The organism is Streptomyces sp. NPDC043680 (genome assembly GCF_056436685.1).
Genome location: NZ_JBWKCE010000001.1, coordinates 89,513 through 110,899 on the forward strand (window position 1 = coordinate 89,513; position 21,387 = coordinate 110,899).

The window sequence follows — 21,387 nt, forward strand, 5'->3', positions numbered from 1 at the left end:
CGGCCCGGCCGGGCCGGCCGGCCCCGGCCGCCTCCCGAGCCGTCTCAGTACGCAAGACCACTGTTCGTTCGCACTCCCCCGCATCCAGGAGAATCAGGTCATGAGCAACCCCCAGCAGCTGCGTTACAGCAAGGAGCACGAGTGGCTGTCGGACGTCGAGGACGGCGTCGCGACGGTCGGCATCACGGAGTTCGCGGCCAACGCGCTCGGTGACGTCGTCTACGCCCAGCTCCCCGAGGTCGGCGACACGGTGACCGAGGGCGAGACCTGCGGCGAGCTGGAGTCGACCAAGTCGGTCAGCGACCTGTACTCCCCCGTCACCGGCGAGATCGTCGAGTTCAACCAGGACGTCGTCGACGACCCGGCCCTCGTGAACACCGCACCGTTCGAGGGCGGCTGGCTGTTCAAGGTACGCATCACGGACGAGCCGAAGGACCTGCTCTCCGCCGATGAGTACGCCAAGCTCACCGCCGGCAACTGACCCCCAGGGGACCCTGATGTCTGTTCTGAACACCCCTCTCCACGAGCTCGACCCGGACGTCGCCGCCGCCGTCGACGCCGAGCTCGTGCGCCAGCAGTCGACCCTGGAAATGATCGCGTCGGAGAACTTCGCTCCGGTCGCCGTCATGGAGGCCCAGGGCTCGGTCCTGACCAACAAGTACGCCGAGGGCTACCCCGGCCGCCGCTACTACGGCGGCTGCGAGCACGTCGACGTGGTCGAGCAGATCGCGATCGACCGCATCAAGGCGCTCTTCGGCGCCGAGGCCGCGAACGTCCAGCCGCACTCCGGTGCGCAGGCGAACGCCGCCGCGATGTTCGCGCTGCTGAAGCCGGGCGACACGATCATGGGCCTGAACCTGGCCCACGGCGGTCACCTGACCCACGGCATGAAGATCAACTTCTCCGGCAAGCTCTACAACGTGGTCCCGTACCACGTCGGCGAGGACGGCCAGGTCGACATGGCCGAGGTCGAGCGCCTGGCCAAGGAGTCCAAGCCGCAGCTGATCGTCGCCGGCTGGTCCGCCTACCCCCGCCAGCTGGACTTCGCCGCCTTCCGCCGCATCGCGGACGAGGTCGGCGCGTACCTGATGGTCGACATGGCGCACTTCGCGGGCCTGGTTGCCGCGGGTCTGCACCCGAACCCGGTGCCGCACGCCCACGTCGTCACCACCACCACGCACAAGACCCTCGGCGGTCCGCGCGGCGGTGTCATCCTGTCGACGCAGGAGCTGGCCAAGAAGATCAACTCCGCGGTCTTCCCCGGTCAGCAGGGCGGCCCGCTGGAGCACGTGATCGCGGCCAAGGCCGTCTCGTTCAAGGTTGCGGCCTCGCCCGAGTTCAAGGAGCGCCAGGAGCGCACCCTGGCCGGCGCGAAGATCCTCGCCGAGCGCCTGGTCCAGGACGACGTCAAGGCCGTGGGCGTGGACGTCCTCACCGGCGGCACCGACGTGCACCTGGTCCTGGTCGACCTGCGCAACTCCGAGCTGGACGGCCAGCAGGCCGAGGACCGCCTCCACGAGGTCGGGATCACGGTCAACCGCAACGCCATCCCGAACGACCCCCGGCCGCCGATGGTCACCTCGGGTCTGCGGATCGGTACGCCGGCCCTGGCCACCCGCGGCTTCGACGCGGAGGCCTTCACGGAGGTCGCCGACGTCATCGCGGAGGCGCTGAAGCCTACGTACGACAGCGCGGCCCTGAAGGCGCGCGTCTCGGCGCTCGCCGCGAAGTTCCCGCTGTACCCGTCGCTCTAGGCAACGGCTTGGGAGGGCCCGGCCTTGCTTCGCACAGGGCCGGGCCCTTCTCGCGGTCCGGACCCGCGGTCCTGTACGTCGAGACCGCGACAGCCGCCGTACAGGCCGGCGTAACCGTCCCCCGCACGAACTGACGTACGCTGATGAACCGGGCAAGGGTGCCCACGAGGTGCCCTTTGCCCAAATCCCTGCAAAGTCCGCCCCTCCGTCGGCCGCCTCGCCACCGTGCGAGAGCGACTGGACGGTCCGCTCCCCACCACCATGGGGATGACCCGGGAGTCCGCCAACGTGGCCATCTCCGTTTTCGATCTGTTCTCGATCGGCATCGGTCCGTCCAGCTCGCACACCGTCGGTCCGATGCGCGCGGCGCGCATGTTCGTGACGCGGCTGAAGAAGGACGGCGTGCTCGCCGAGACCGCCTCGGTGCGCGCCGAGCTGTTCGGCTCCCTCGGTGCCACCGGCCACGGCCACGGCACCCCCAAGGCGGTCCTGCTGGGCCTGGAGGGCCACTCCCCGCGCACGGTGAACGTGGAGACCGCGGACGACGAGGTGGAGCGCATCCGCCAGAGCGGCCGGCTGCGCCTGCTCGGCGCGGAGATAGGGAGCGCGCACGAGATCGCCTTCGACGAGGCGACCCAGCTGATCCTGCACCGCCGCCGGTCCCTGCCGTACCACGCGAACGGCATGACCCTCTTCGCGTACGACGCCTCCGGGGCCCCGCTGCTGGAGAAGACGTACTACTCGGTCGGCGGCGGCTTCGTGGTCGACGAGGACGCGGTCGGCGAGGACCGGATCAAGCTCGACGACACGGTGCTGAAGTACCCCTTCCGCAGCGGCGACGAGATGCTGCGCCTGGCCAAGGAGACCGGCCTGTCGATCTCCTCCCTGATGCTGGAGAACGAGAAGGCCTGGCGTACGGAGGAGGAGATCCGCGCGGGCCTCCTGGACATCTGGCGGGTCATGCAGTCCTGCGTCGCGCGCGGCATGTCCCGCGAGGGCATCCTGCCGGGCGGCCTGCGGGTCAAGCGCCGGGCCGCGAACACCGCCCGCAAGCTGCGCTCCGAGGGCGACCCGCAGGCGCTGTCGATGGAGTGGATCACCCTCTACGCGATGGCCGTGAACGAGGAGAACGCGGCGGGCGGCCGGGTGGTCACCGCCCCGACGAACGGCGCCGCGGGCATCATCCCGGCGGTCCTGCACTACTACATGAACTTCGTCCCGGGCGCGGACGAGGACGGTGTGGTCCGCTTCCTGCTGGCGGCGGGCGCGATCGGCATGCTGTTCAAGGAGAACGCCTCGATCTCCGGCGCCGAGGTCGGCTGCCAGGGCGAGGTCGGCTCGGCCTGCTCGATGGCGGCCGGCGCCCTGGCCGAGGTCCTCGGCGGCTCCCCGGAGCAGGTGGAGAACGCGGCCGAGATCGGCATGGAGCACAACCTGGGCCTGACCTGCGACCCGGTCGGCGGCCTGGTGCAGATCCCGTGCATCGAGCGCAACGGCATGGCCGCGGTCAAGGCGGTCACGGCGGCCAGGATGGCGATGCGCGGCGACGGCTCCCACAAGGTCTCCCTCGACAAGGTCATCAAGACCATGAAGGAGACGGGCGCCGATATGAAGATCAAGTACAAGGAGACGGCCCGCGGCGGCCTCGCGGTCAACGTCATCGAGTGCTGAGGGGCCCGGGGCGCCCGGCGGGATTGGGCCGGACGGCGGATTCGGGGAAATCAGGGGCCCGGGGAGTGAGGACTTTGGCCGGACGGGGGTAGTCGCGGGTACACCCGCGATCCTCGCCCGCGCCTGACCTGCGCCCGAAGAGAGGCCCACCCCATGACCGGCACCGAGCACGGCGTCCTCCCCCTCCTGTTGGATGCCGCACCGGCCCCGCTGCCGATCCTCGGCGCATTCGTCTACCGGCCCGAGCGGCCCTTCGAGCTGTGCGTCGACTTCCTGGGGGACGGGACCCGTCTGGCCCGCTGGGTGTTCGCCCGGGACCTGCTGCTCGACGGGGAGGCCTGCGCCACCGGTGACGGGGACGTGCGGGTCTGGCCGGGGTGGGCGGGCGGCGAGCCGCGCGTCTTCCTCTCCTTCAGCAACGGTGTGCACGGCTGCGTCGTCTCCGCCCGCGCGAAGGACGTGCGCATGCTGTGCCGACGGCTGGTGGAGCTGGTGCCGCGGGGCCGGGAGCACCGGTACTACGACCTCGACGCCGAGCTGGACGCCCTCCTGACCCGCTGAGCGATTTTACCGATTTTGCCCGGTTCGGGTGGAACCGCGGGAAGAGCGGGGATGTCTTTCCCGATGACACTGTCCCCGTCTCTCCCGAATCAGGGGGACGCCATGAACCATCCGCACCGCCGGCGGGTGGTGGCCCTCGCCACCGGAGCCCTGCTCACCGCCGGGACCGCTCTCGCCGCTCCGGCCTCCACCGCGACGGCCACCGCCACCGCCACCGCCCCGCGCACTCCGCTCGTCGTCAACGCCCGCTGGGGCGGGCACTGCACGTACGACCGGATCGTCATCGACCTGCGGGGGCACGTCCCCCAGGTCGCCGTCACCCGCGTGCCGAGGCTGGTCCAGGACGGGTCCGGCAAGCCCGTACCCCTGGCCGGCACGCACTTCCTCCAGATCCGCCTGCATCCCGCCGAGGCGCACGACCGTGCCGGGCAGAGCGTCTACCACGGCCCGAAGCTCATCACGATCCATCTGCTCCGGCTGAAAGGGCTCGCGCTGACCGGTGACTTCGAGGGGTACGTCACCTTCGGCGCAGCCTTCCGGGGCAAGCCGGCCTTCCGCACCTTCACGCTGCACGCGCCCGAGCGGTTCGTGCTGGACGTCGCCCACCGCAACACCTGCGGCTGACCGGCACCGGCGGCCTCAGCGGTGCTCGGGGTTCGGGAAGTCGAAGCGGCAGCCCGCGTCCCACTCCGAGCGCTGGTTGCCGTGGGCCGGGATCCCGCCCGCGCGTTTGAGCAGCGCGGCCAGGTGCATCAGGTTCCAGGACATGAAGGTCGTGTTCCTGTTGGTGAAGTCGTTCTCGGGGCCGCCCGATCCCGGGTCGAGATAAGAGGGTCCCGGCCCGGCCTCCCCGATCCAGCCCGCGTCCGCCTGCGGCGGGATGGCGTAGCCGAGGTGCTGGAGGCTGTAGAGGACGTTCATGGCGCAGTGCTTCACGCCGTCCTCGTTGCCGGTGATCAAGGCACCGCCGACCCGTCCGTAATAGGCGTACTGCCCCTGCTCGTTCAGGAGCGAGGAGCAGGCGTAGAGCCGCTCGACGACCTGCTTCATGACGGAGCTGTTGTCGCCGAGCCAGATCGGTCCGCACAGCACGAGGATGTCGGCGGCCATGATCTGGCTGTAGAGCACGGGCCACTGGTCGCTCTCCCAGCCGTGCTCGGTCATGTCCGGCCAGACGCCGGTCGCGATGTCGTGGTCGACGGCGCGGATCAGCGAAGTACGGGTGCCGGCCGCCTCCATGACGGCCCGGCTCCGGTCGATCAGCCCTTCGGTGTTGCTCGTCTCGGGGGAACGTTTGAGGGTGCAGTTCACGTAGACGGCGCTGAGGTCGGAGTAGTCGTAGTCGGCAGCCACGCCCCCAGCCTGGGCACGGGCGACCGGGGCCGCCACCGGGCCGCACCCGTGCGGGGGACGGGAGGCGGGCGACGAAGTGGAATCCCTCCGTCCTGTGGGCGGGTTTGGGTCGGGTTGTTACCGGTCCGTCCGGCCGACTAGGGTCAGCGGGCCTTGGTGTTCGGGAAACCGGTGGAAAACCGGTGCGGCCCTCGCCACTGTGAACGGGAAGTCCGGCTCCTCCCCCAGCCACCGCCGGGGGTGCCCCCAGCGGGAAGCCACTGGGCTGCGCGGGAGTCTCCGCACGGCCCGGGAAGGCGGAGCCCGGGCATCATCACCCGTGAGCCAGGAGACCGGCCGGGGCGCGTTGTCCATCCACGAGGTGCTGGAGAGGTCTCCCACTCATGCATATAGCCGAGGGCTTTCTGCCCCCGCTGCACGCGGTCGCCTGGGGCGCCGCGTCCGCTCCGTTCGTCGTCCACGGCGTACGCGCCCTCAGCCGCGAGGTGAAGGCGAACCCGGAGAGCACACTGCTGCTCGGAGCGTCCGGTGCGTTCACGTTCGTCCTGTCCGCCCTGAAAATCCCCTCGGTGACGGGAAGTTGCTCGCATCCCACCGGTACCGGGCTCGGGGCGATCCTGTTCCGGCCGCCGATCATGGCGGTGCTCGGCACGATCACCCTCCTCTTCCAGGCGCTGCTGCTGGCCCACGGCGGCCTGACCACACTCGGCGCGAACGTCTTCTCCATGGCCATCGCCGGCCCCTGGGCGGGCTACGGGGTCTACGTGCTGCTGCGGCGCTCCGGCGTCCCGCTGATGGTGACCGTCTTCTTCGGCGCCTTCTTCGCCGACCTGGTCACCTACTGCGTGACCTCCGTGCAGCTGGCCCTGGCCTTCCCGGACCCGGGCAGCGGCTTCCCGGGCGCGCTCCTGAAGTTCGGCGGCATCTTCGCGGTCACGCAGATCCCGCTGGCCGTCAGCGAGGGCCTGCTCACCGTCCTCGTGATGCGGCTGCTGATGCAGTCCAGCAAGTCGGACCTGGTCCGGCTGGGCGTGGCGAAGCTGACCGGTTCCACCGAGCAGAAGGCGGCCGTCTGATGAGCCGGAAGATGAGCCGCAACGCGCAGATCAACGGCTTGCTGCTGCTCCTGGTGGCCGCGCTGGCCGTCCTGCCGATCGCCCTGGGCATGGGCGAGGGCAGGGAGGAGCCCTTCACGGGCGCGGACGCCCAGGCGGAGACGGCCATCACGGAGCTCAAGCCGGACTACGAGCCGTGGTTCTCGCCCCTGTACGAGCCCCCCTCCGCCGAGGTGGAGTCGGCGCTGTTCGCCCTGCAGGCCGCGCTGGGCGCGGGCGTGCTCGCGTACTACTTCGGGGTGCGCAAGGGCCGCCGCCAGGGGCTCGCCCGGGCGCGGGCCGAGGCCGGGGCCGAGTCGGCGGAGTCGTAGCCGGTGCTGCCGATCGACGTGGCGGCCCACAGCAGCCGCTGGCGAGGCCGTCATCCACTGGAGAAGGCCCTCCTGGGGCTCGGGCTCACGGTCACGGCCGTGTGCCTGCCGCCCTGGCCGGGCGGGCCCCTGACCGCCGCCGCAACGCTCGCGGTGCTCCTCGGCCCGGCGGGGGTGTCCGGCCGGCAGCTCTGGCGCGCCTTCCGGATTCCCCTGGGCTTCTGCTTCACGGGGGCGGTGCCCCTGCTGTTCGCGGTGGGCGGTCCGGCGGGGCTGCTCGCGCCTGCCCCGGACGGCCCGCGGCACGCCGCCGAGCTGCTGCTGCGTACCTCCGCGGCTTCCCTCGGGGTGCTGCTGTTCGCCTTCACCACCCCGGTCTCGGACGTCCTGCCCCGGCTGGTCCGGGCCGGGGTCCCGGCGCCGGTGGTGGACGTGGCGTTGGTCATGTACCGGATCGGCTTCCTGCTGCTGGACTCCCTGGCCCAGGTGCGGCGCGCCCAGGCGGCCCGGCTGGGGCAGGCGGGGCGGGCGGCGGTGTGGCGCTCGCTCGCCGGGCTCGCCGCGACCTCGTTCGTACGGGCCTTCGACCGCGCGGCCCGGCTCCAGGTGGGCCTGGCCGGGCGGGGCTACGACGGTGCACTGCGGGTGCTCGTACCCGAGGCGGCCGTGTCCTGGCGGTTCCTGGCGGCGTCCGGAGCCCTGCTCGCCGCCCTGATCACGCTGACCCTCACCCTGAAGGGGCTGTACCTGTGAACCCGTTGGTGGAACTGTCCGGCGCCGGCTATGCGTACGAGGACGGCCCGGCGGTCCTGTCCGGCGTGGACTTCGCCATCGCCGAGGGCCGGGCGCTGGTCCTGCTCGGCCGCAACGGCAGCGGGAAGACCACGCTGATGCGGCTGCTGAGCGGGGGCCTTCGTCCGGCGCCGGGCGAACTGCGCCTGGACGGGCGCGCGGTGGCCCACGACCGCGCCGGGCTGACCCGGCTGCGCTCCGCCGTCCAGCTGGTCGTGCAGGACCCGGACGACCAGCTGTTCGCGGCCTCGGTCGAACAGGACGTGTCCTTCGGTCCGATGAACCTGGGCCTGCCGCTGCCGGAGGTCCGGGAGCGGGTGGACGCGGCGCTCGCGGCGCTGGACATCAGCGCCCTGCGGGAGCGCCCCACGCATCTGCTGTCCTACGGGCAGCGCAAGCGCGCGGCGATCGCCGGCGCGGTGGCGATGGCCCCGCGGGTGCTGATCCTGGACGAGCCGACGGCCGGCCTCGACCCGGACGGGCAGGAACGCCTGCTGGACGTCCTGGCGGGTCTGCGGGCGCAGGGCACCACGGTCGTCATGGCCACGCACGACGTGGACCTGGCGGTCCGCTGGGCCGACGACGCGGCGGTGCTCACCCCGGCGGGGATCCGCTGCGGCCCGGCCGAGATCCTCCTCTCGGACCCGGAGCTGCTGGCCTCGGCCGGCCTGCGCCAGGCCTGGTCCCCGGCGGTGACGGCCTTCCTGCGTGCCCACGGCCTGCTGGCGCCGCACGTTCCGGGCCCGCGCACGCCCGGGGCCCTGGCGTCCCTGGCGGCGCCCGACGCCTGAGACCGCCGCGAACCTAGGATGACCGCATGTCGCTCCCGCACGCCATCCTCACCGCCCTGCTCGAAAAGCCCTCGTCGGGGCTGGAGCTGACCCGGCGGTTCGACAAGTCGATCGGGTACTTCTGGTCGGCGACGCACCAGCAGATCTACCGGGAGCTCGGCCGGCTGGAGGAGGCGGGCCTGATCCGGGCGCTGCCCAGCGAGGCGCCCGTACGGGGGCAGAAGAAGGAGTACGAGGTGCTGCCCGCGGGCAGCGCGGAGCTCGCCCGGTGGGTCGGCGAGAGCCAGGATCCGAAGGCCATCCGGGATCCGCTGCTGCTGCGCATCCGGGCGGCCGGTGTCGTCGGCCCGCAGGGCCTGGCCGCGGAACTGCGCCGCCACCGCGATCTGCACCGCCGCCAGCTGGCCACGTACGAGGCCATCGAGGAGAAGGACTTCCGCCCGGGGCCGGCCTCCGACCAGGACCGGCTGCGCCGGCTCGTGCTGCACGGCGGCATCAGCCTGGAGACGTTCTGGCTGCACTGGCTGGAGGAGGCCGTCAGCGTGGTCGAGGACATGACCGCCGCCGACGGGCAGCCGCAGGCCCCCGTCCCGCCCGGCGCGGGGCGGGACGGGGGCCCGGCGTGACGCCTACTTGTTCAGGGAGGCCCAGAACTCGTCGAAGCTGAGCAGGCCGTCGCCGTTCGCGTCCTTGGCGGCGATCACGGCGTCCGCGACCGGGCCGGTGACGAACGGGTCGCCCATCTCCGCCATGGCCGCACGGAACTCGTCGGCCGTGACGAAGCCGTCGCCGTTCGCGTCGAACTTGCCGAACGTCGTCCGCGCGTTCTCGATGTCCGCCACTGGGTCCACCCCTTCTTGGTGCTTGTTGACCGGCTCAGGGTAGCGCCAGCCGGACCACGCCCGTCCCGCGGGTCCCGTTCGGCCGGCAGATAGAAATTCAATTGCTCTTCCGCGATGCGGAAGCAACAATTCCAGCCAAGAAATCGGCCCCGGACTTGTCACGTTCCGGGGTCACGGCATAACGTACCGACATTGCCGCCACACCAGGAGCGCAGGGCTCCCAGGGACAAGCGGCAACAAGGGCGATCACACAGGTGACGATCACAGCTGACGCATCATTCGAAGTTCTGCCCTTCACCCGCACTTGCCGCCATATCTGGGAAGACGGCGACCATGTGCTCATCGGAGTGAGTCCTGGAAACAGCTACTTCAGCTCCGAGCGCATCAGCAGTCTCGCCCGATGGGCCACCGCCCGCTTCGCGCAGGTCGACTTCGTGTACGCAGATCTGCACGTGGACCGGATGTTCGCCGCTTTCGGCTACACCCGGGAGCACGCGGAGAAGCGCGCCACGAAGGAGATCAAAGCGGTGCGACGGCGGATTCTCAAGGGCGTGGAGGAAGCAGGCGACCCCCATGCGGAGATCCGCGTGAGGGCACTTTCAGAGTTCCAATCGAACCCCGTTTACCAACTACTGCACCGACGCGTACTGCATTTCCTTGAGACCGATGACGAATTCCGCAAGGGATGCGAGGAAATGGCCCTCCACTTTGTCGGCTCGAAGTTGCCGGAAGGTGAATCCATCACCACCGGGCAGTTGCAGGTGTGTTTCGACTACATGGCGGCAGAGCTGCCGTTCTTCGTGGACACCCCCAGCATTCTCGATGTGCCGTCCTCGGTGGCGGCCTACCACGTCAAGATGCCGCTGACGGACGTCCTCTTCGCACGCGGCGGCGGCCTGCGCGCGACCCGCAACCAGGCGTACGCCGTCGTACGGCCCGAGGCCGCTGCGTCCGCGCCGCCCACGATCCATGCACCGACCGAAGGGACCGTCGATGAGCGTCGAGCAGCTTGAGGGCGGCCACGCAGCCGACCGCCGCAGCCACACCGAGGCCCTCCTCGACTTCCCCCTTTCCCGCCGCGGCGATGTGCTCCCCGAGGAGTGCACCTGGCTGCGCGAGAAGGCCCCGGTCGCGAAGGTCCGCACCCTCACCGGGGATCCGGCCTGGCTGGTCAGCAGCTACGCGCTGGCCAAGCAGGTGCTGGAGGACGAGCGCTTCAGCCTCAAGGACACGGCGAACGCCGGCGTTCCGCGCCAGTACGCGCTGACGATCCCGCCCGAGGTCGTCAACAACATGGGCAACATCAACAGCGCCGGGCTGCGCAACGCGGTGATGAAGGCGCTCAACCCGCGCCAGAAGGGGCTGCAGGACCGGCTGCGCGCCACGGCGGGCGAGCTCCTCGACGCGATCATCGCCGAGGGTGGCCCCGCAGATCTCCGGGCGGGGTTCGCCGACCCCTTCTCGGCGGCCATGCACTGCCAGGTCCTCGGGGTGCCCTTCGAGGACTGGCGGCGGCTGATGTCCGGCCTGGACGTCGCGTTCATGACCGCGCGCGAACCGTTCGCCGACTCGGCCCTCAACTGGTACAAGGACGTCGGCTATTTCGTCGACCGGTTCCGCGCGCAGCTCGCACGGCCCGCCGAGCAGCGTACGGGGCTGCTCGGCCGGTTCGCGGACCTGCGGGAGGCCGACCCGGAGTCGGCGCACCTGACCGACGAGATGTTCGCGACGGTCGCCGTGTCGCTCTTCGGCGCCGGGGCCGTGTCCACGTCGGCGTTCCTGACCCTCGCCGTCCTCGCCCTGCTCCAGAAGCCGGAGCTGATCGGCTACCTGCGCCGCCACCCCGAGCGCATGGGCGGTGCCGTCGACGAGCTGCTGCGCTGGAACCTGTCCGTGGGTGACGGCCTGCCGCGCATCGCCCTGGCGGACGTCCAGGTCGGCGAGGTGCTGGTCAAGGAGGGGGAGCTGGTGCTCGTCCTGCTGGAGGGGGCCAACTTCGACCCGGATGCCTTCGAGCGTCCGCAGGAGCTGGACTTGGAGCGCCAGAGCGCCAACGCCCACCTCGCCTTCGGCGCGGGCCGGCACTTCTGCCCGGCCTCGGCGCTGGGCCGGACCCATGCCGAGATCGCGCTGGAGGTGCTGGTGGAGCGGCTGCCCGAACTGCGGCTCGCGGTGCCCGCGGAGAACCTGGTCTGGCGTACGGGCTTCATCAAGCGGCTACCGGAACGGCTTCCCGTCGCCTGGTGAGTGGACGACGGTGTCCCGGGAGCTTGTGCGGGCTCCCGGGGCATCGTCATGCCCTGCGCCGGCCCTACCGGAAGATGCCGGTGTGCCCGAGGGAGTAACGCCCGGGCTGCGGGTAGACGGCCAGGCCGTGGGGGCCGCTGCCGACGGGGATCCGGGCGAGCTGTTGGCCGGTGGCCGTGTCGATCGCGTAGACCTCGGAGTTGTAGCGGCCGGAGAGCCAGAGCACCTTGCCGTCGGCGGAGACGCCGCCCATGTCGGGGCTGCCGCCGTCCGGCAGCTCCCATTTCTTGGTGAGCTTGTTCTGGGTGAAGTCGAAGACGGAGATACTGCCCTCACCGCGGTTGGAGATGTACATCTCCTTCGAGTCGCGGCTGACGTAGAGGCCGTGGCAGCCCTTGCCGGTGGGCAGCAGCTTCGGGGTGTCGAAGGCGTCGCCGCCGAGCACCCACATGCCGTGCGCCATCATGTCCGCGACGTAGAAGGTCTTCCCGTCCGGGGAGACCTTCACGTCCTGCGGCATCGCCCCCTCGAACGGCAGTTTCTGCTGGCCGATGACCTCCATCCGCTCGGTGTCGACCTTGAGCAGCTCGCCGGAGAACTCGCAGCTCACGATGAAGTAGCGGCCGTCGGCGGAGAAGTCGGCGTGGTTGACGCCGAAACAGGTCACCGGGACGGTCTTCACCCGGTTCATCGTGTGCGGGTCGCGGAAGACGAGTTCGCGGTCCATGGAGGCCATCACGACCGCGTACTTGCCGTTGGGCGTGAAGTACAGGTTGTACGGGTCGTGCACCTCGACGGGGTGGCCGGCCTCGCCGGTCGCGGGGTTGATCGGGGTGAGGGTGTGGCCGCGGTTGTTGTTGACCCACAGGGTCTTCAAGTCCCAGGAGGGCACCACGTGCTGCGGCTGGATGCCGACCGGGATGGTGTCGATGACCTTGTACGTCTTCGGGTCGATGACGGACACCGTGTTGGAGGACGTGTTCGGCACGTAGACGCGGGAGGGGAAGTTCTTGACCACCGGGGAGAGCTGGTTCGGCCGGTCGGCCGCGTACACGTCGTGGGGGTCGATCAGGGGTGGCATTCCGGCCAGTCCCGGCGGCGGCGCCGGGACGGCTTTGACGGGGGGCAGGGCCGGGGCTTCGGAGCCGAGCGCCTCGGCGGGGCTCTTGTCGGCCGATCCGCAGCCGGCCAGGGCGGCGAGGACCAGACCGGCCAGCAGCACGGTGGCCTTCCGGGGAAGGCGGGTGGTCGTCATGAGGTCAGCAGCTCCGTGGTGGTCACCGCGCGCAGCTTGCGGCGCGCGAGTTCTTCGAGGAGGGACGGCATCGCGTCGACCGTGTCCGCGTAGCCGAAGTGCAGGCTCACCACCGATCCGCTGCGGATCGTCCCGGTGACGGTGCGGATGACGGCCGCGGCGCCGGGCGAGGTGAAGTCGAGGGAGTCCACGTCGTACGAGAGGACGTGCGGGTAGCCCGCCCGCTGGGCCAGCCTCTGGACGAGCGGGGTGGCGTACTGGGTCTGCGAGGGGCGGAACCAGGTGCCGATGGAGCCGGTGAGCCGCTTGAGCCGCTGCGCGCAGCCGGTGATCTCGGCATAGGCCTCCGCTTCGGGCATCGCGTTGATGGCGAGGTGGCGCTGGGTGTGGTTGCCGAGCTCGTGGCCGCCGTCCAGGACCCGGCGGGCCAGGTCGGGATGGGCGTCGAGCCAGCTGCCGATGGCCAGGACGGTGACCCGCGCACCGGCCTTCTCGGCTTCGGCGAGGACGGCGCGGGCGGTGGCGGGGTCCCCGTTGCCGTGGAAGGTGAGGGCGACCCGGGGGCGCTCGCGCGGGCCGTGGGCGATTTCGACGGGCTGCCCGGGGAACCGGCGCGGGGCGGGGGCCGGGGCGGGCGCCTGGACCCGGCCGGACTTCGGGGGCGCTCCGCGGTCGCCGGGCGTGGCGGCCGGTCGGGCGGACGGGGTGCGGGTGTCCGTCCCGCAGGCGGCGGTGAGGGTACCGGCGGCGACCGCCGCGCCCGCGCGGAGAGCTGATCGGCGGTCCGGGTAGCAGAGCACCCGCCCATTTAAGGGGTGGATGACCCGGAAGGTAATGATTGACCCATTTCGGGATGTTTGCCGAGCGGGGCCACCCGGGGGACCTGTCCGCTATCCGATCAACGATTCACCCACAGCAGTGGATAGTCATTCATGGATTGCGAGGTGAGTGGTCGACCTCACCTAGGATTTAGGTGGAAACTCTTAGGATATGCACACTTATGTCCAAGTTGGGACTTTTGGCGTTTGCTCGCCCGTCTGCCATAGTCGGAATCACGGCTTCCCCATTGACCCGAGCGAAGTCGCCACGCCGAGGATCACACCCCCTTCGATCCTCGGCGCACCCATGAAGCCCCCACGACGCCCCACCAGCGGCGAACGGGGGCTTCTGGCGCATCCGGGGGCTCAGCGGTCGGCCACCCGCATCTCGAACCAGGTGATCTTGCCGCGCGGCAGCAGGTCGGCGCCCCACCGGTCGGAGAGCTTGTCGACGAGGAAGAGCCCCCTCCCGGTGGTGTCCAGCTCGTGGACCGGCATCAGGCACGGCAGCCCGCGGGAGGGGTCACGCACCTCGACGCGGATCCAGCCGCGCCGGCGCACCATCCGCAGACCGAAGGAGCGCGCCCCGGTGTGGCGCACCGCGTTGCCGACGAGTTCGGAGACCAGCAGGACGGTGTGCTCGGCGATCTGCGGGGAGAAGCCCCAGAGGCGGATCACCACGCACTGGGTCAGCCGGCGGGCGGTGCTCGCCGACTCGGGCATGGACGGCAGCGTCACTTCCGCCTCGGCGGGATTTCCGTACAACTCCAGCGCCTTGAGGCCCTGTTCGTCCTCAAGCGCCGCCGCCGTCAGCCGTACGGCGGAAGCGCTGCTGCGCTGCCGCGGCTGTTCCACACCCTCCAGGCCCGCCATGCACCCATCATGGACGGCCGACCGGCCCGCCCGGGCCGTTCCGCGGGAAAACACCCCCCGGAGCAGATGCTCCCGAGGGGGTGTCCCGTCATATGCATGAGGCAACCGGCCCCCGTGCGAACCGGGTTGACCTGGGATGACACCGGGCGAGGAGACGATCACCCAGAGTGGATCACCACCCTGCCTTAAGGGTCCTTTAAGGCCTGGCTAATCCACCCCCAGGAAGGAACCGGTCACCGGGGTTCCGGCGGATCGCCCCGGCCTCAGAGGAACTTGGCCTTGCCGGGGCCTTCCTCGACGAAGCTGCGCATGCCGCGCTCGCGGTCCTCGGTGGCGAACAGGCCGGAGAACCAGTTGCGTTCGATGGTCAGGCCGGTGTCGATGTCCGCCTCCAGGCCCGCGTCCACGCACTCCTTGGCGGCGCGCAGCGCGAGGGCCGGCCCCTGGGCGAGCCGGGCGGCCCAGGCGTGGGCCTGCTCGTAGACCTCGGCGGCGGGCACGACGCGGTCCACGAGCCCGAGGGTGAGCGCCTCGTCGGACTTGACCATCCGGCCGGTGAAGATGAGGTCCTTGGCCTTGGACGGGCCGATCAGCCGGGACAGCCGCTGGGTGCCGCCGGCCCCGGGGATCAGGCCCAGCAGGATCTCGGGCTGGCCGAGCTTGGCGTTGTCGGCGGCGATCCGGAAGTCGGCGCACAGCGCCAGCTCGCAGCCGCCTCCCAGGGCGTAGCCGGTGACGGCCGCGACGACCGGCTTGGGGATCCGGGCCACGGCGGTGAAGGCGTCCTGCAGTCCGCGGGACCGGGCGACCATCGCCGCGTGGTCCATCGTCTGCATCTCCTTGATGTCCGCGCCGGCCGCGAACACCTTCTCGCCGCCGTAGAGGATCACCGCACGGACGTCGGCGCGCTCGGTGGCCTCCACCGCGAGCTCGCGCAGCCGGTCCTGGGTGGCGATGTCCAGGGCGTTCATGGGCGGCCGGTCCAGGCGGATGGTGCCGACGCCTTCGGAGACTTCGAGAGAGATGGTCATACGGGGAAGGTTAGCGCCGGTTAACGCAAGGTGGCCCGGTGCTGTGGGTCACAGCACCGGGCCACCGCACTACGCGCTCGGGGTGGCTACTTGATCCACTCCGCCCAGTCCATGTTCCAGCCGTTGAGGCCGTTGTCCGGGGCGATCTGCTTGTCCTTGGAGTTCTTCACGATGACCACGTCGCCGATCAGCGACTCGTTGAAGAACCAGGCGGCGGGCTGGTTGCCGTCGCCTGCGCCGCGGACGTCCTTGAGGCCGACGCAGCCGTGGCTGACGTTCTCCGAGCCGAAGGTGCCCGAGGAGGCCCAGTAGTTGCCGTGGACGAAGGTGCCGGAGTTCGACAGGCGCATCGCGTGCGGGACGTCGGAGATGTCGTACTCGCCGCCGAAGCCGACCGTCGCGCCGTTCATCCGGGTCACCTTGTACTTCTCGCTGATGACCATCTGCCCGTTGTAGGTGGTCGTCGACGGGGCGCCCGCGGTGATCGGGAGGTTCTTGAGCACCTGGCCGTCCCGGACGACCTGCATCGTGTGCTCGCTCGCGTCGACGGTGGAGACCTGCGAGCGGCCGATGGTGAAGTTGACCGTGCGGGTCTGCTTGCCGTAGACGCCGGGGCGTCCCTCGACGCCGTCGAGGGCGATCTTCACGGTGACCTTGGTGCCGGCGGCCCAGTACTTCTCGGGGCGGAAGTCGAGGCGGTCGTTGCCGAACCAGTGGCCCTCGACCGGTACGGACGGCTCGGCCGTCACCGTGATGGCCTTCTCGACGGCGTCGGTGTTGGTGATGCCGCGGCTGAAGTTGATCGACACCGGCATGCCCACGCCGACGGTCTCGCCGTCCTCGGGCGTGTAGTGGCCCACGAAGGTGTTGGTCGGGGTGAGGGTGGTGAACGTGGTGTCCTTGGCGGACTCCCGGCCGGCCTCGTCCTTCGCGACCGCGTGCACCTTGTACTCGGTGGCGGACGCCAGGTTCCGGGCCGGCTCCCAGCTCGCGCCGTCCGCGGCGAGCTTGCCTTCGACGGCGTTGCCCTTGGTGTCGGCGACGGTCACCGTGGTGAGCTTGCCGCCGGTGCTGGTTATCTTCAGGACGCCGCTGGTCGCGACCTCCTTGGCCCCGTCGTCCGGCTTGACGCTGACCACGGCCTTGGAGGCCTCGGTGCCGGTCTTGCCGCCCCCTCCGCCACCGGCGTTGTCGCCGCCTCCGCCGCCTGTACCACCGCCGCTGCACGCACTGGTGAGCAGCAGGGCCGCTCCGAGCAGGAGGGCCGGCAGGCCGGTGCGGCGGGCGCGGCCGCGTATCGGCTGCACGTTCACTCTGTTTCTCCCCATGTCCCCCGCGCGCGGACAGTCGCGCGCTTGCCGACAGGAAATCACATGCAGGGATCACGAAGAGAAACGGTCATGTCACCGTTCCGCACCAAGAATCGGGAGGTCGGCCGGGGCCGACCCGCCGTCACTCAGCTGACGGCGGAGCCGGCGACCCAGTTGGCCCAGGACATGTTCCAGCCGCCCAGCCCGTTGTCGGGGGCGACGGTCTTGTCCTGGGAGTTCACGACCTCCACCACGTCCCCGATCAGGGTCCGGTCGAAGAACCAGCCCGCCGGGGTGTCCGAGCCGCCGCCCTTGTCGTCGCGCAGACCCACGCAGCCGTGGCTGACGTTGGTGGAGCCGAAGGTGTCCGGGCTGGCCCAGTAGTTGCCGTGCAGGAAGGTCCCCGAGGTGGTGAGCCGCATGGCGTGCGGCACGTCGGGGATGTCGTACTCGCCGCCGAAGCCCACCGTTTGGCCGTTCATGCGGGTGACGTCGAACATCTCCATCACCACCATCTTCCCGTTGTAGGTGGTGTTCTTGGGCGCGCCCGCGGTGACGGGGAGGGTGGAGACGAGCTGCCCGTCCCGGCGGACCTCCATCGTGTGCGCGGCCGCGTCCACGGTGGAGACCTGGGAGCGGCCCACCGTGAAGGAGATGGTCTTGTCCTGGATGCCGTACGAGCCGGGGGCGCCCTGGACGTCCCGCAGGCTCATCTTCACGGTGACCTCGGTGCCGGGCTTCCAGTACTGCCTGGGCCGGAAGTCCAGTCGTTCACGGCCGAACCAGTGGCCGGCCACTTCGACGGCGGGTTTCGAGGTGACGGTGATGGCGCGCTCGACGTCGGCGCGGTTCTCGATCGACCGGTTGAACCTGAAGGAGATGATCATGCCGGTGCCGACGGTGGAGCGGTTCTCGGGTTTGAAGTAGCCGATGAACCGCTCCTCGGGGACGTAGGTGGTGAAGGTGGTGTGCCGGGCCTGGCGGCGGTTGTGCCCGTCGAGCGCGACCGCGTCCACGGTGTACTTGGCGGCGAGCGCGAGCCGTCCGTGGGCCGGGTCGGGGCTCCAGCTCAGGCCGTCGGGGGCGATCGCGCCGGGGACCTTCTCCTCCTGGGCGTCCTCGACCTTGGTGACCACGACCCGCTCCAGCCGGCCCTCGGGCACCCTGACGGTGAGCGGGCCCTCCGCCGGGACGCCCTTGGCGTTGTCCTCGGGGGTGATCCGGATGGCCTCGTCCGGCGACCGGGGTTTGCCGGGCAGCTGGATCTCGACCGGCGCCCCGCCGCCCCCCGTGCAGCCGGCCAGTCCGCCCAGCAGGGCCGCCCATGCCGCCACGGCGGCCCATCCCGCCCCTGCCCGCCTCGTCAGAAGTGTCACGATCCCTCCAACGACCGGCCCCCTCCGGGGGAAACGTGAGGGCGGGGCACGTTCCGGGCAGAACTGTCCGGGCAGAACAGTGGGAAGGACCAGACGGGGGGCGGGCCCGGGCCGGGACGCCCGGGGCCGCACTCCCTCCCCCGACGGTACCCAGGAGCCGTGGAGGCGGGCAGTGTCGAGCGCAGCCGAGCAAGAGGCGGTGGAACCCGCCGCCGTGGAGGCCGTGGAGGCCGCGAACGCCATGGAGGCCGTGGATGCCGTGAACGCGGCCGAGGTCGTCGAAGCCGCCGGGGCGGTGAAGGCCGTCGTCGCCGCGCACCCCGCGTCCGCCGGGAACGGGGTGCGGGGCAAGGGCGCCGCCCCGCCCCTCCCCCAGGTCAACGGCCGACCGGCCTTACGGGTCCGCGCGCTTCCGGGCCCCGCGGTGTGGCCCGGGTCCTCGCACCCGCTGGGGGCCCGCTTCCACAGCGGCCCGGACGGCACGGCCGGCACCAACTTCGCGCTGTGGGCCCAGGGTGCGGAGGCGGTGGAGGTCTGCCTGTTCGACGCGGACGGCACCGAGACCCGGTGCGCGCTCACCGAGCTCACGCACGAGATCTGGCACGGCTTCCTGCCGGGCGTGCGCCCCGGGCAGCGGTACGGGTTCCGGGTGCACGGCCGCTGGGACCCGTGGACGGGCGCCCGGTTCAATCCGGCGAAGCTGCTGCTGGACCCGTACGCGCGCGCCGTGGACGGCGACTTCACGCTGCCGCCGCAGGTGTACGGGCACGTGCGCGACTGGCCCCAGCAGTACATCGCCGACACGGTGCGCGACGACCAGGACTCGGCCCCGTTCGTGCCCAAGGGGGTCGTGGTCCACGATGACGACGACTGGGCCGACGACGTCCGCCCGAAGACCCCGTGGGCCGACTCGGTGATCTACGAGCTGCACGTGCGCGGGTTCACCATGCGCCATCCGGGCGTCCCCGAGGAACTGCGCGGCACGTACGCGGGGCTCGCCCATCCGGCGGCGGTCGAGCACCTGACCCGGCTCGGGGTGACGGCGGTCGAGCTGCTGCCGGTGCACCAGTTCGCGCACGAGGACCATCTGCTGCGCAAGGGGCTGCGCAACTACTGGGGCTACAACTCGATCGGCTACTTCGCCCCGCACGCCGGGTACTCCTCCTCCGGTACGGCCGGTCAGCAGGTCGGCGAGTTCAAGCGGATGGTCCGGGCCCTGCACGCCGCCGGGATCGAGGTCATCCTCGACGTGGTCTACAACCACACGGCGGAGGCCGGTGAGCTGGGCCCCACGCTGTCACTGCGCGGGATCGACAACCGGGGCTACTACCGACTCCAGTCCGACCAGCGCCGCTACGCCGACTACACGGGCTGCGGGAACACCCTGCACGCGGGGCGTCCGCACGTGCTGCGCCTGATCACCGACTCGCTGCGCTACTGGGTCACGGAGATGGGGGTCGACGGCTTCCGCTTCGACCTGGCGGCGGCGCTCGCGCGCTCGATGCACGACGTGGACATGCTCTCGCCGTTCCTCGCGGTGATCGCCCAGGACCCGGTGCTGCGCCGGGTCAAGCTGATCGCGGAGCCCTGGGACGTGGGCTCGGGCGGCTACCAGGTGGGGGCCTTCCCGCCGCTGTGGACGGAGTGGAACGACCGGTACCGGGACGCCGTCCGGGACTTCTGGCGGGGCGCGCTGCCCGACGTACGGGACCTGGGGTACCGGCTGTCGGGGTCGAGCGACCTGTACGCGTGGGGCGGGCGGCGTCCGTACGCCTCGGTGAACTTCGTGACGGCGCACGACGGTTTCACCCTGCGCGACCTGGTCTCGTACGAGCGCAAGCACAACGAGGCCAACGGGGAGGCGAACCGGGACGGCACCCACGACAACCGGTCCTGGAACTGCGGGGCGGAGGGCGAGACGGACGACGCCCGGATCGGCGGGCTGCGGCGGCGGCAGCTGCGCAATCTGCTGACCACCCTCCTGCTGTCGACCGGGGTGCCGATGCTGGTCGCGGGCGACGAGTTCGGCCGCACCCAGGGCGGCAACAACAACGCCTACTGCCAGGACAACGAGACGGGCTGGGTGGACTGGTCGCTGCTGGAGGACCCGGTCTGGCGGGAGCTGTTCGCGCTGGCCTCCCGGCTGGTGGCGCTGCGCCAGGCGCATCCGGTGCTGCGGCGGCGGGCGTTCTTCTCGGGGCGGCCGCAGGGCGCCGACGGGCTGCGGGACCTGGCCTGGTTCACCCCGGCCGGTACGGAGATGACGGAGCGGGACTGGTACGCGCCGGCGGCCGCACTGGGGATGTACCTGTCGGGCCGGGACATCCCGGGCCGCGACGAGCGGGGCCGGCAGGTGAGCGACGACAGCTTCCTGACGCTGCTGCACGCCGGGGACCGTCCGGTGCCGTGGGTGCTGCCGGGTCCTCCGTGGGCGGCCGAGTACGAACTGGTGCTGGACACCTCGCGGGAGGACCAGGCCGCCCCGCCGGGTACCCGGCACCGGGGCGGGCAGACGCTGACGGTCCCGGCGCGGTCGGTGCAGCTGCTGCGCGTGCTGGGCTGAGGGTCGGCGGCGGGGGCCCGGGCCCGGCAGGTCCGGGCCCCCGGCGAAGGGACGTCGGGGGCAGGACGTCGGCGGCAGGACGTCGGGGCAGGCGGCTACCCGGCCTCGACGTGCAGCAGCATCCGCTTCAGCAGGGCGGCCAGGGCGTCGCGTTCGGCCTCGCCGAGGGGCTCGACCATCTCCGCCTCGGCGACCGCGCGCCAGCGCATCGCCTCGGTCCAGCGCCGGTGGCCCTCGGTGGTCAGCTCGACGTCGACCCGGCGGCGGTCCCCGGCGGGGCGCACCCGGCGGATCAGCCCGGACCTCTCCAGGGTGTCGAGACGGCCGGTCATCCCGGCCGGGGAGAGCAGCAGTTCGGCGGCGAGCTCGGCGGAGGGGGCCCGCCAGGGGGCGCCGCGGGAGGCGAGCCGGTGCAGGGTCTCGAACTCGAAGGCCTGCAGCCCGGTCTTGGCGAGGGCGCGCTCCTTGCCGTGTCCGACATGCTTGGCGAGCAGCTGGATACGGGTGATGACGGCCTCGGTGGGCACGTCGAAGGGCACTTTGCCGCTCCATCGGGCGATGTGCCGGTCGACGGAGTCCTCGGCGCCCGTGTCCTCCGCGACCGCCGGCGGGTGGGCCCCGGCCCGGGCACGCGCCGTGACGGGCCTCTCCGCGCCCGCCGCCGCTCCGGGCGCGTGCCTGGTGCGCGGCGTGCGCGCCGTCGGTCCCGCTGGCTCCTCCATGC

General features: G+C 71.2%; 22 protein-coding genes and 1 riboswitch. Of the genes, 13 read left to right on the top strand and 9 right to left on the bottom strand.

Features of this window, described 5'->3' with window-relative positions; all coding sequences use genetic code 11:
• The first annotated feature begins 100 nt into the window (after window positions 1–100).
• The 5 genes from gcvH to AC0666_RS00400 all read left to right on the top strand — a co-directional run bounded on the left by gcvH (window position 101) and on the right by AC0666_RS00400 (window position 4,610).
• A complete protein-coding gene (gene gcvH, locus AC0666_RS00380; protein WP_361717593.1) occupies window positions 101–481 on the top strand; it encodes a glycine cleavage system protein GcvH in 381 nt (126 codons plus the stop codon).
• A gap of 16 nt (window positions 482–497) precedes the next feature.
• Window positions 498–1,754 carry a serine hydroxymethyltransferase gene (gene glyA / locus AC0666_RS00385; protein ID WP_468581315.1) on the top strand — a complete coding sequence of 419 codons (1,257 nt, stop codon included), beginning with the start codon at window positions 498–500 and terminating at the stop codon, window positions 1,752–1,754.
• A 288-nt stretch (window positions 1,755–2,042) separates the two neighbouring features.
• Window positions 2,043–3,425 carry an L-serine ammonia-lyase gene (locus AC0666_RS00390; protein WP_468581562.1) on the top strand — a complete coding sequence of 461 codons (1,383 nt, stop codon included), beginning with the start codon at window positions 2,043–2,045 and terminating at the stop codon, window positions 3,423–3,425.
• Between the two features lie 153 nt (window positions 3,426–3,578).
• On the top strand, window positions 3,579–3,986 hold the full coding sequence (locus AC0666_RS00395) for an SsgA family sporulation/cell division regulator (RefSeq protein WP_468963369.1): 408 nt from the start codon (window positions 3,579–3,581) through the stop codon (window positions 3,984–3,986).
• Between the two features lie 102 nt (window positions 3,987–4,088).
• Entirely contained in the window at window positions 4,089–4,610 is a 522-nt protein-coding gene (locus tag AC0666_RS00400; protein WP_478706842.1) for an AMIN-like domain-containing (lipo)protein, read from the top strand.
• 15 nt (window positions 4,611–4,625) lie between these two features.
• Here the strand turns inward: AC0666_RS00400 and AC0666_RS00405 are convergent, their stop codons facing one another.
• Entirely contained in the window at window positions 4,626–5,339 is a 714-nt protein-coding gene (locus AC0666_RS00405; protein ID WP_468963367.1) for a flavodoxin family protein, read from the bottom strand.
• A 137-nt stretch (window positions 5,340–5,476) separates the two neighbouring features.
• Window positions 5,477–5,694, top strand: a riboswitch (cobalamin riboswitch).
• 28 nt (window positions 5,695–5,722) lie between these two features.
• Here AC0666_RS00405 and AC0666_RS00410 point away from each other — a divergent pair.
• From AC0666_RS00410 to AC0666_RS00430, 5 genes are read left to right on the top strand one after another with little or no spacing between them, the layout of a single operon-like run.
• Window positions 5,723–6,415, top strand: a complete 693-nt coding sequence (locus tag AC0666_RS00410) for an energy-coupling factor ABC transporter permease (protein ID WP_468963366.1) — start codon at window positions 5,723–5,725, stop codon at window positions 6,413–6,415.
• An 11-nt stretch (window positions 6,416–6,426) separates the two neighbouring features.
• Window positions 6,427–6,765 (top strand): energy-coupling factor ABC transporter substrate-binding protein, encoded by a 339-nt coding sequence (locus tag AC0666_RS00415; protein WP_468963527.1) that lies wholly within the window; start codon window positions 6,427–6,429, stop codon window positions 6,763–6,765.
• Window positions 6,766–6,768: 3 nt separating this feature from the next.
• Window positions 6,769–7,518 (top strand): cobalt ECF transporter T component CbiQ, encoded by a 750-nt coding sequence (gene cbiQ / locus AC0666_RS00420; protein WP_468963365.1) that lies wholly within the window; start codon window positions 6,769–6,771, stop codon window positions 7,516–7,518.
• A complete protein-coding gene (locus tag AC0666_RS00425) occupies window positions 7,515–8,348 on the top strand; it encodes an energy-coupling factor ABC transporter ATP-binding protein (protein ID WP_478706843.1) in 834 nt (277 codons plus the stop codon). The genes cbiQ and AC0666_RS00425 overlap by 4 nt, the downstream gene beginning before the upstream one ends.
• A gap of 26 nt (window positions 8,349–8,374) precedes the next feature.
• A complete protein-coding gene (locus AC0666_RS00430; protein WP_468963363.1) occupies window positions 8,375–8,974 on the top strand; it encodes a PadR family transcriptional regulator in 600 nt (199 codons plus the stop codon).
• 3 nt (window positions 8,975–8,977) lie between these two features.
• On the opposite strand, the gene AC0666_RS00435 is transcribed toward AC0666_RS00430, so the two are convergent.
• Window positions 8,978–9,190 (bottom strand): EF-hand domain-containing protein, encoded by a 213-nt coding sequence (locus tag AC0666_RS00435; protein ID WP_356851130.1) that lies wholly within the window; start codon window positions 9,188–9,190, stop codon window positions 8,978–8,980.
• Between the two features lie 254 nt (window positions 9,191–9,444).
• On the opposite strand from AC0666_RS00435, the gene AC0666_RS00440 reads away from it, so the two are divergent.
• Together AC0666_RS00440 and AC0666_RS00445 are read left to right on the top strand one after the other, a co-directional pair.
• On the top strand, window positions 9,445–10,203 hold the full coding sequence (locus AC0666_RS00440; RefSeq protein ID WP_478706844.1) for a tRNA-dependent cyclodipeptide synthase: 759 nt from the start codon (window positions 9,445–9,447) through the stop codon (window positions 10,201–10,203).
• Entirely contained in the window at window positions 10,184–11,437 is a 1,254-nt protein-coding gene (locus AC0666_RS00445) for a cytochrome P450 (RefSeq protein ID WP_478706845.1), read from the top strand. The genes AC0666_RS00440 and AC0666_RS00445 overlap by 20 nt, the downstream gene beginning before the upstream one ends.
• Before the next feature lie 64 nt (window positions 11,438–11,501).
• Here AC0666_RS00445 and AC0666_RS00450 read toward each other — a convergent pair whose 3' ends face one another.
• The 6 genes from AC0666_RS00450 to AC0666_RS00475 form a co-directional block, all read right to left on the bottom strand.
• Window positions 11,502–12,692: a YncE family protein gene (locus AC0666_RS00450; RefSeq protein ID WP_468963360.1), complete on the bottom strand. Its 1,191-nt coding sequence runs from the start codon at window positions 12,690–12,692 to the stop codon at window positions 11,502–11,504.
• Complete coding sequence (locus tag AC0666_RS00455; protein WP_468581328.1) at window positions 12,689–13,492, bottom strand: polysaccharide deacetylase family protein; 804 nt, start codon at window positions 13,490–13,492, stop codon at window positions 12,689–12,691. Before AC0666_RS00455 ends, AC0666_RS00450 begins: the two co-directional genes overlap by 4 nt.
• A 384-nt stretch (window positions 13,493–13,876) precedes the next feature.
• Window positions 13,877–14,383: an ATP-binding protein gene (locus AC0666_RS00460; RefSeq protein WP_468963359.1), complete on the bottom strand. Its 507-nt coding sequence runs from the start codon at window positions 14,381–14,383 to the stop codon at window positions 13,877–13,879.
• Window positions 14,384–14,646: 263 nt separating this feature from the next.
• Window positions 14,647–15,414 (bottom strand): enoyl-CoA hydratase/isomerase family protein, encoded by a 768-nt coding sequence (locus AC0666_RS00465; RefSeq protein WP_468581330.1) that lies wholly within the window; start codon window positions 15,412–15,414, stop codon window positions 14,647–14,649.
• 86 nt (window positions 15,415–15,500) lie between these two features.
• On the bottom strand, window positions 15,501–16,727 hold the full coding sequence (locus AC0666_RS00470; protein ID WP_468581331.1) for a L,D-transpeptidase: 1,227 nt from the start codon (window positions 16,725–16,727) through the stop codon (window positions 15,501–15,503).
• 143 nt (window positions 16,728–16,870) lie between these two features.
• Window positions 16,871–18,091 carry a L,D-transpeptidase gene (locus AC0666_RS00475; RefSeq protein WP_468963526.1) on the bottom strand — a complete coding sequence of 407 codons (1,221 nt, stop codon included), beginning with the start codon at window positions 18,089–18,091 and terminating at the stop codon, window positions 16,871–16,873.
• Between the two features lie 181 nt (window positions 18,092–18,272).
• Here AC0666_RS00475 and glgX point away from each other — a divergent pair, with 181 nt between their 5' ends.
• Window positions 18,273–20,663, top strand: a complete 2,391-nt coding sequence (glgX, locus tag AC0666_RS00480) for a glycogen debranching protein GlgX (protein ID WP_468963357.1) — start codon at window positions 18,273–18,275, stop codon at window positions 20,661–20,663.
• Between the two features lie 95 nt (window positions 20,664–20,758).
• On the opposite strand, the gene AC0666_RS00485 is transcribed toward glgX, so the two are convergent.
• Window positions 20,759–21,385 carry a MarR family winged helix-turn-helix transcriptional regulator gene (locus AC0666_RS00485; protein ID WP_468963356.1) on the bottom strand — a complete coding sequence of 209 codons (627 nt, stop codon included), beginning with the start codon at window positions 21,383–21,385 and terminating at the stop codon, window positions 20,759–20,761.
• Window positions 21,386–21,387 lie beyond the last annotated feature (2 nt).

Coding starts and splice junctions, on each gene's coding strand:
- glyA (WP_468581315.1), top strand. CDS start 498: ATGTCTGTTCTGAACACCCCTCTCCACGAGCTCGACCCGGACGTCGCC.
- AC0666_RS00465 (WP_468581330.1), bottom strand. CDS start 15,414: ATGACCATCTCTCTCGAAGTCTCCGAAGGCGTCGGCACCATCCGCCTG.
- AC0666_RS00430 (WP_468963363.1), top strand. CDS start 8,375: ATGTCGCTCCCGCACGCCATCCTCACCGCCCTGCTCGAAAAGCCCTCG.
- AC0666_RS00485 (WP_468963356.1), bottom strand. CDS start 21,385: ATGGAGGAGCCAGCGGGACCGACGGCGCGCACGCCGCGCACCAGGCAC.
- AC0666_RS00460 (WP_468963359.1), bottom strand. CDS start 14,383: ATGGCGGGCCTGGAGGGTGTGGAACAGCCGCGGCAGCGCAGCAGCGCT.
- AC0666_RS00415 (WP_468963527.1), top strand. CDS start 6,427: ATGAGCCGCAACGCGCAGATCAACGGCTTGCTGCTGCTCCTGGTGGCC.
- AC0666_RS00450 (WP_468963360.1), bottom strand. CDS start 12,692: ATGACGACCACCCGCCTTCCCCGGAAGGCCACCGTGCTGCTGGCCGGT.
- AC0666_RS00410 (WP_468963366.1), top strand. CDS start 5,723: ATGCATATAGCCGAGGGCTTTCTGCCCCCGCTGCACGCGGTCGCCTGG.
- AC0666_RS00400 (WP_478706842.1), top strand. CDS start 4,089: ATGAACCATCCGCACCGCCGGCGGGTGGTGGCCCTCGCCACCGGAGCC.
- AC0666_RS00395 (WP_468963369.1), top strand. CDS start 3,579: ATGACCGGCACCGAGCACGGCGTCCTCCCCCTCCTGTTGGATGCCGCA.
- gcvH (WP_361717593.1), top strand. CDS start 101: ATGAGCAACCCCCAGCAGCTGCGTTACAGCAAGGAGCACGAGTGGCTG.
- AC0666_RS00445 (WP_478706845.1), top strand. CDS start 10,184: ATGAGCGTCGAGCAGCTTGAGGGCGGCCACGCAGCCGACCGCCGCAGC.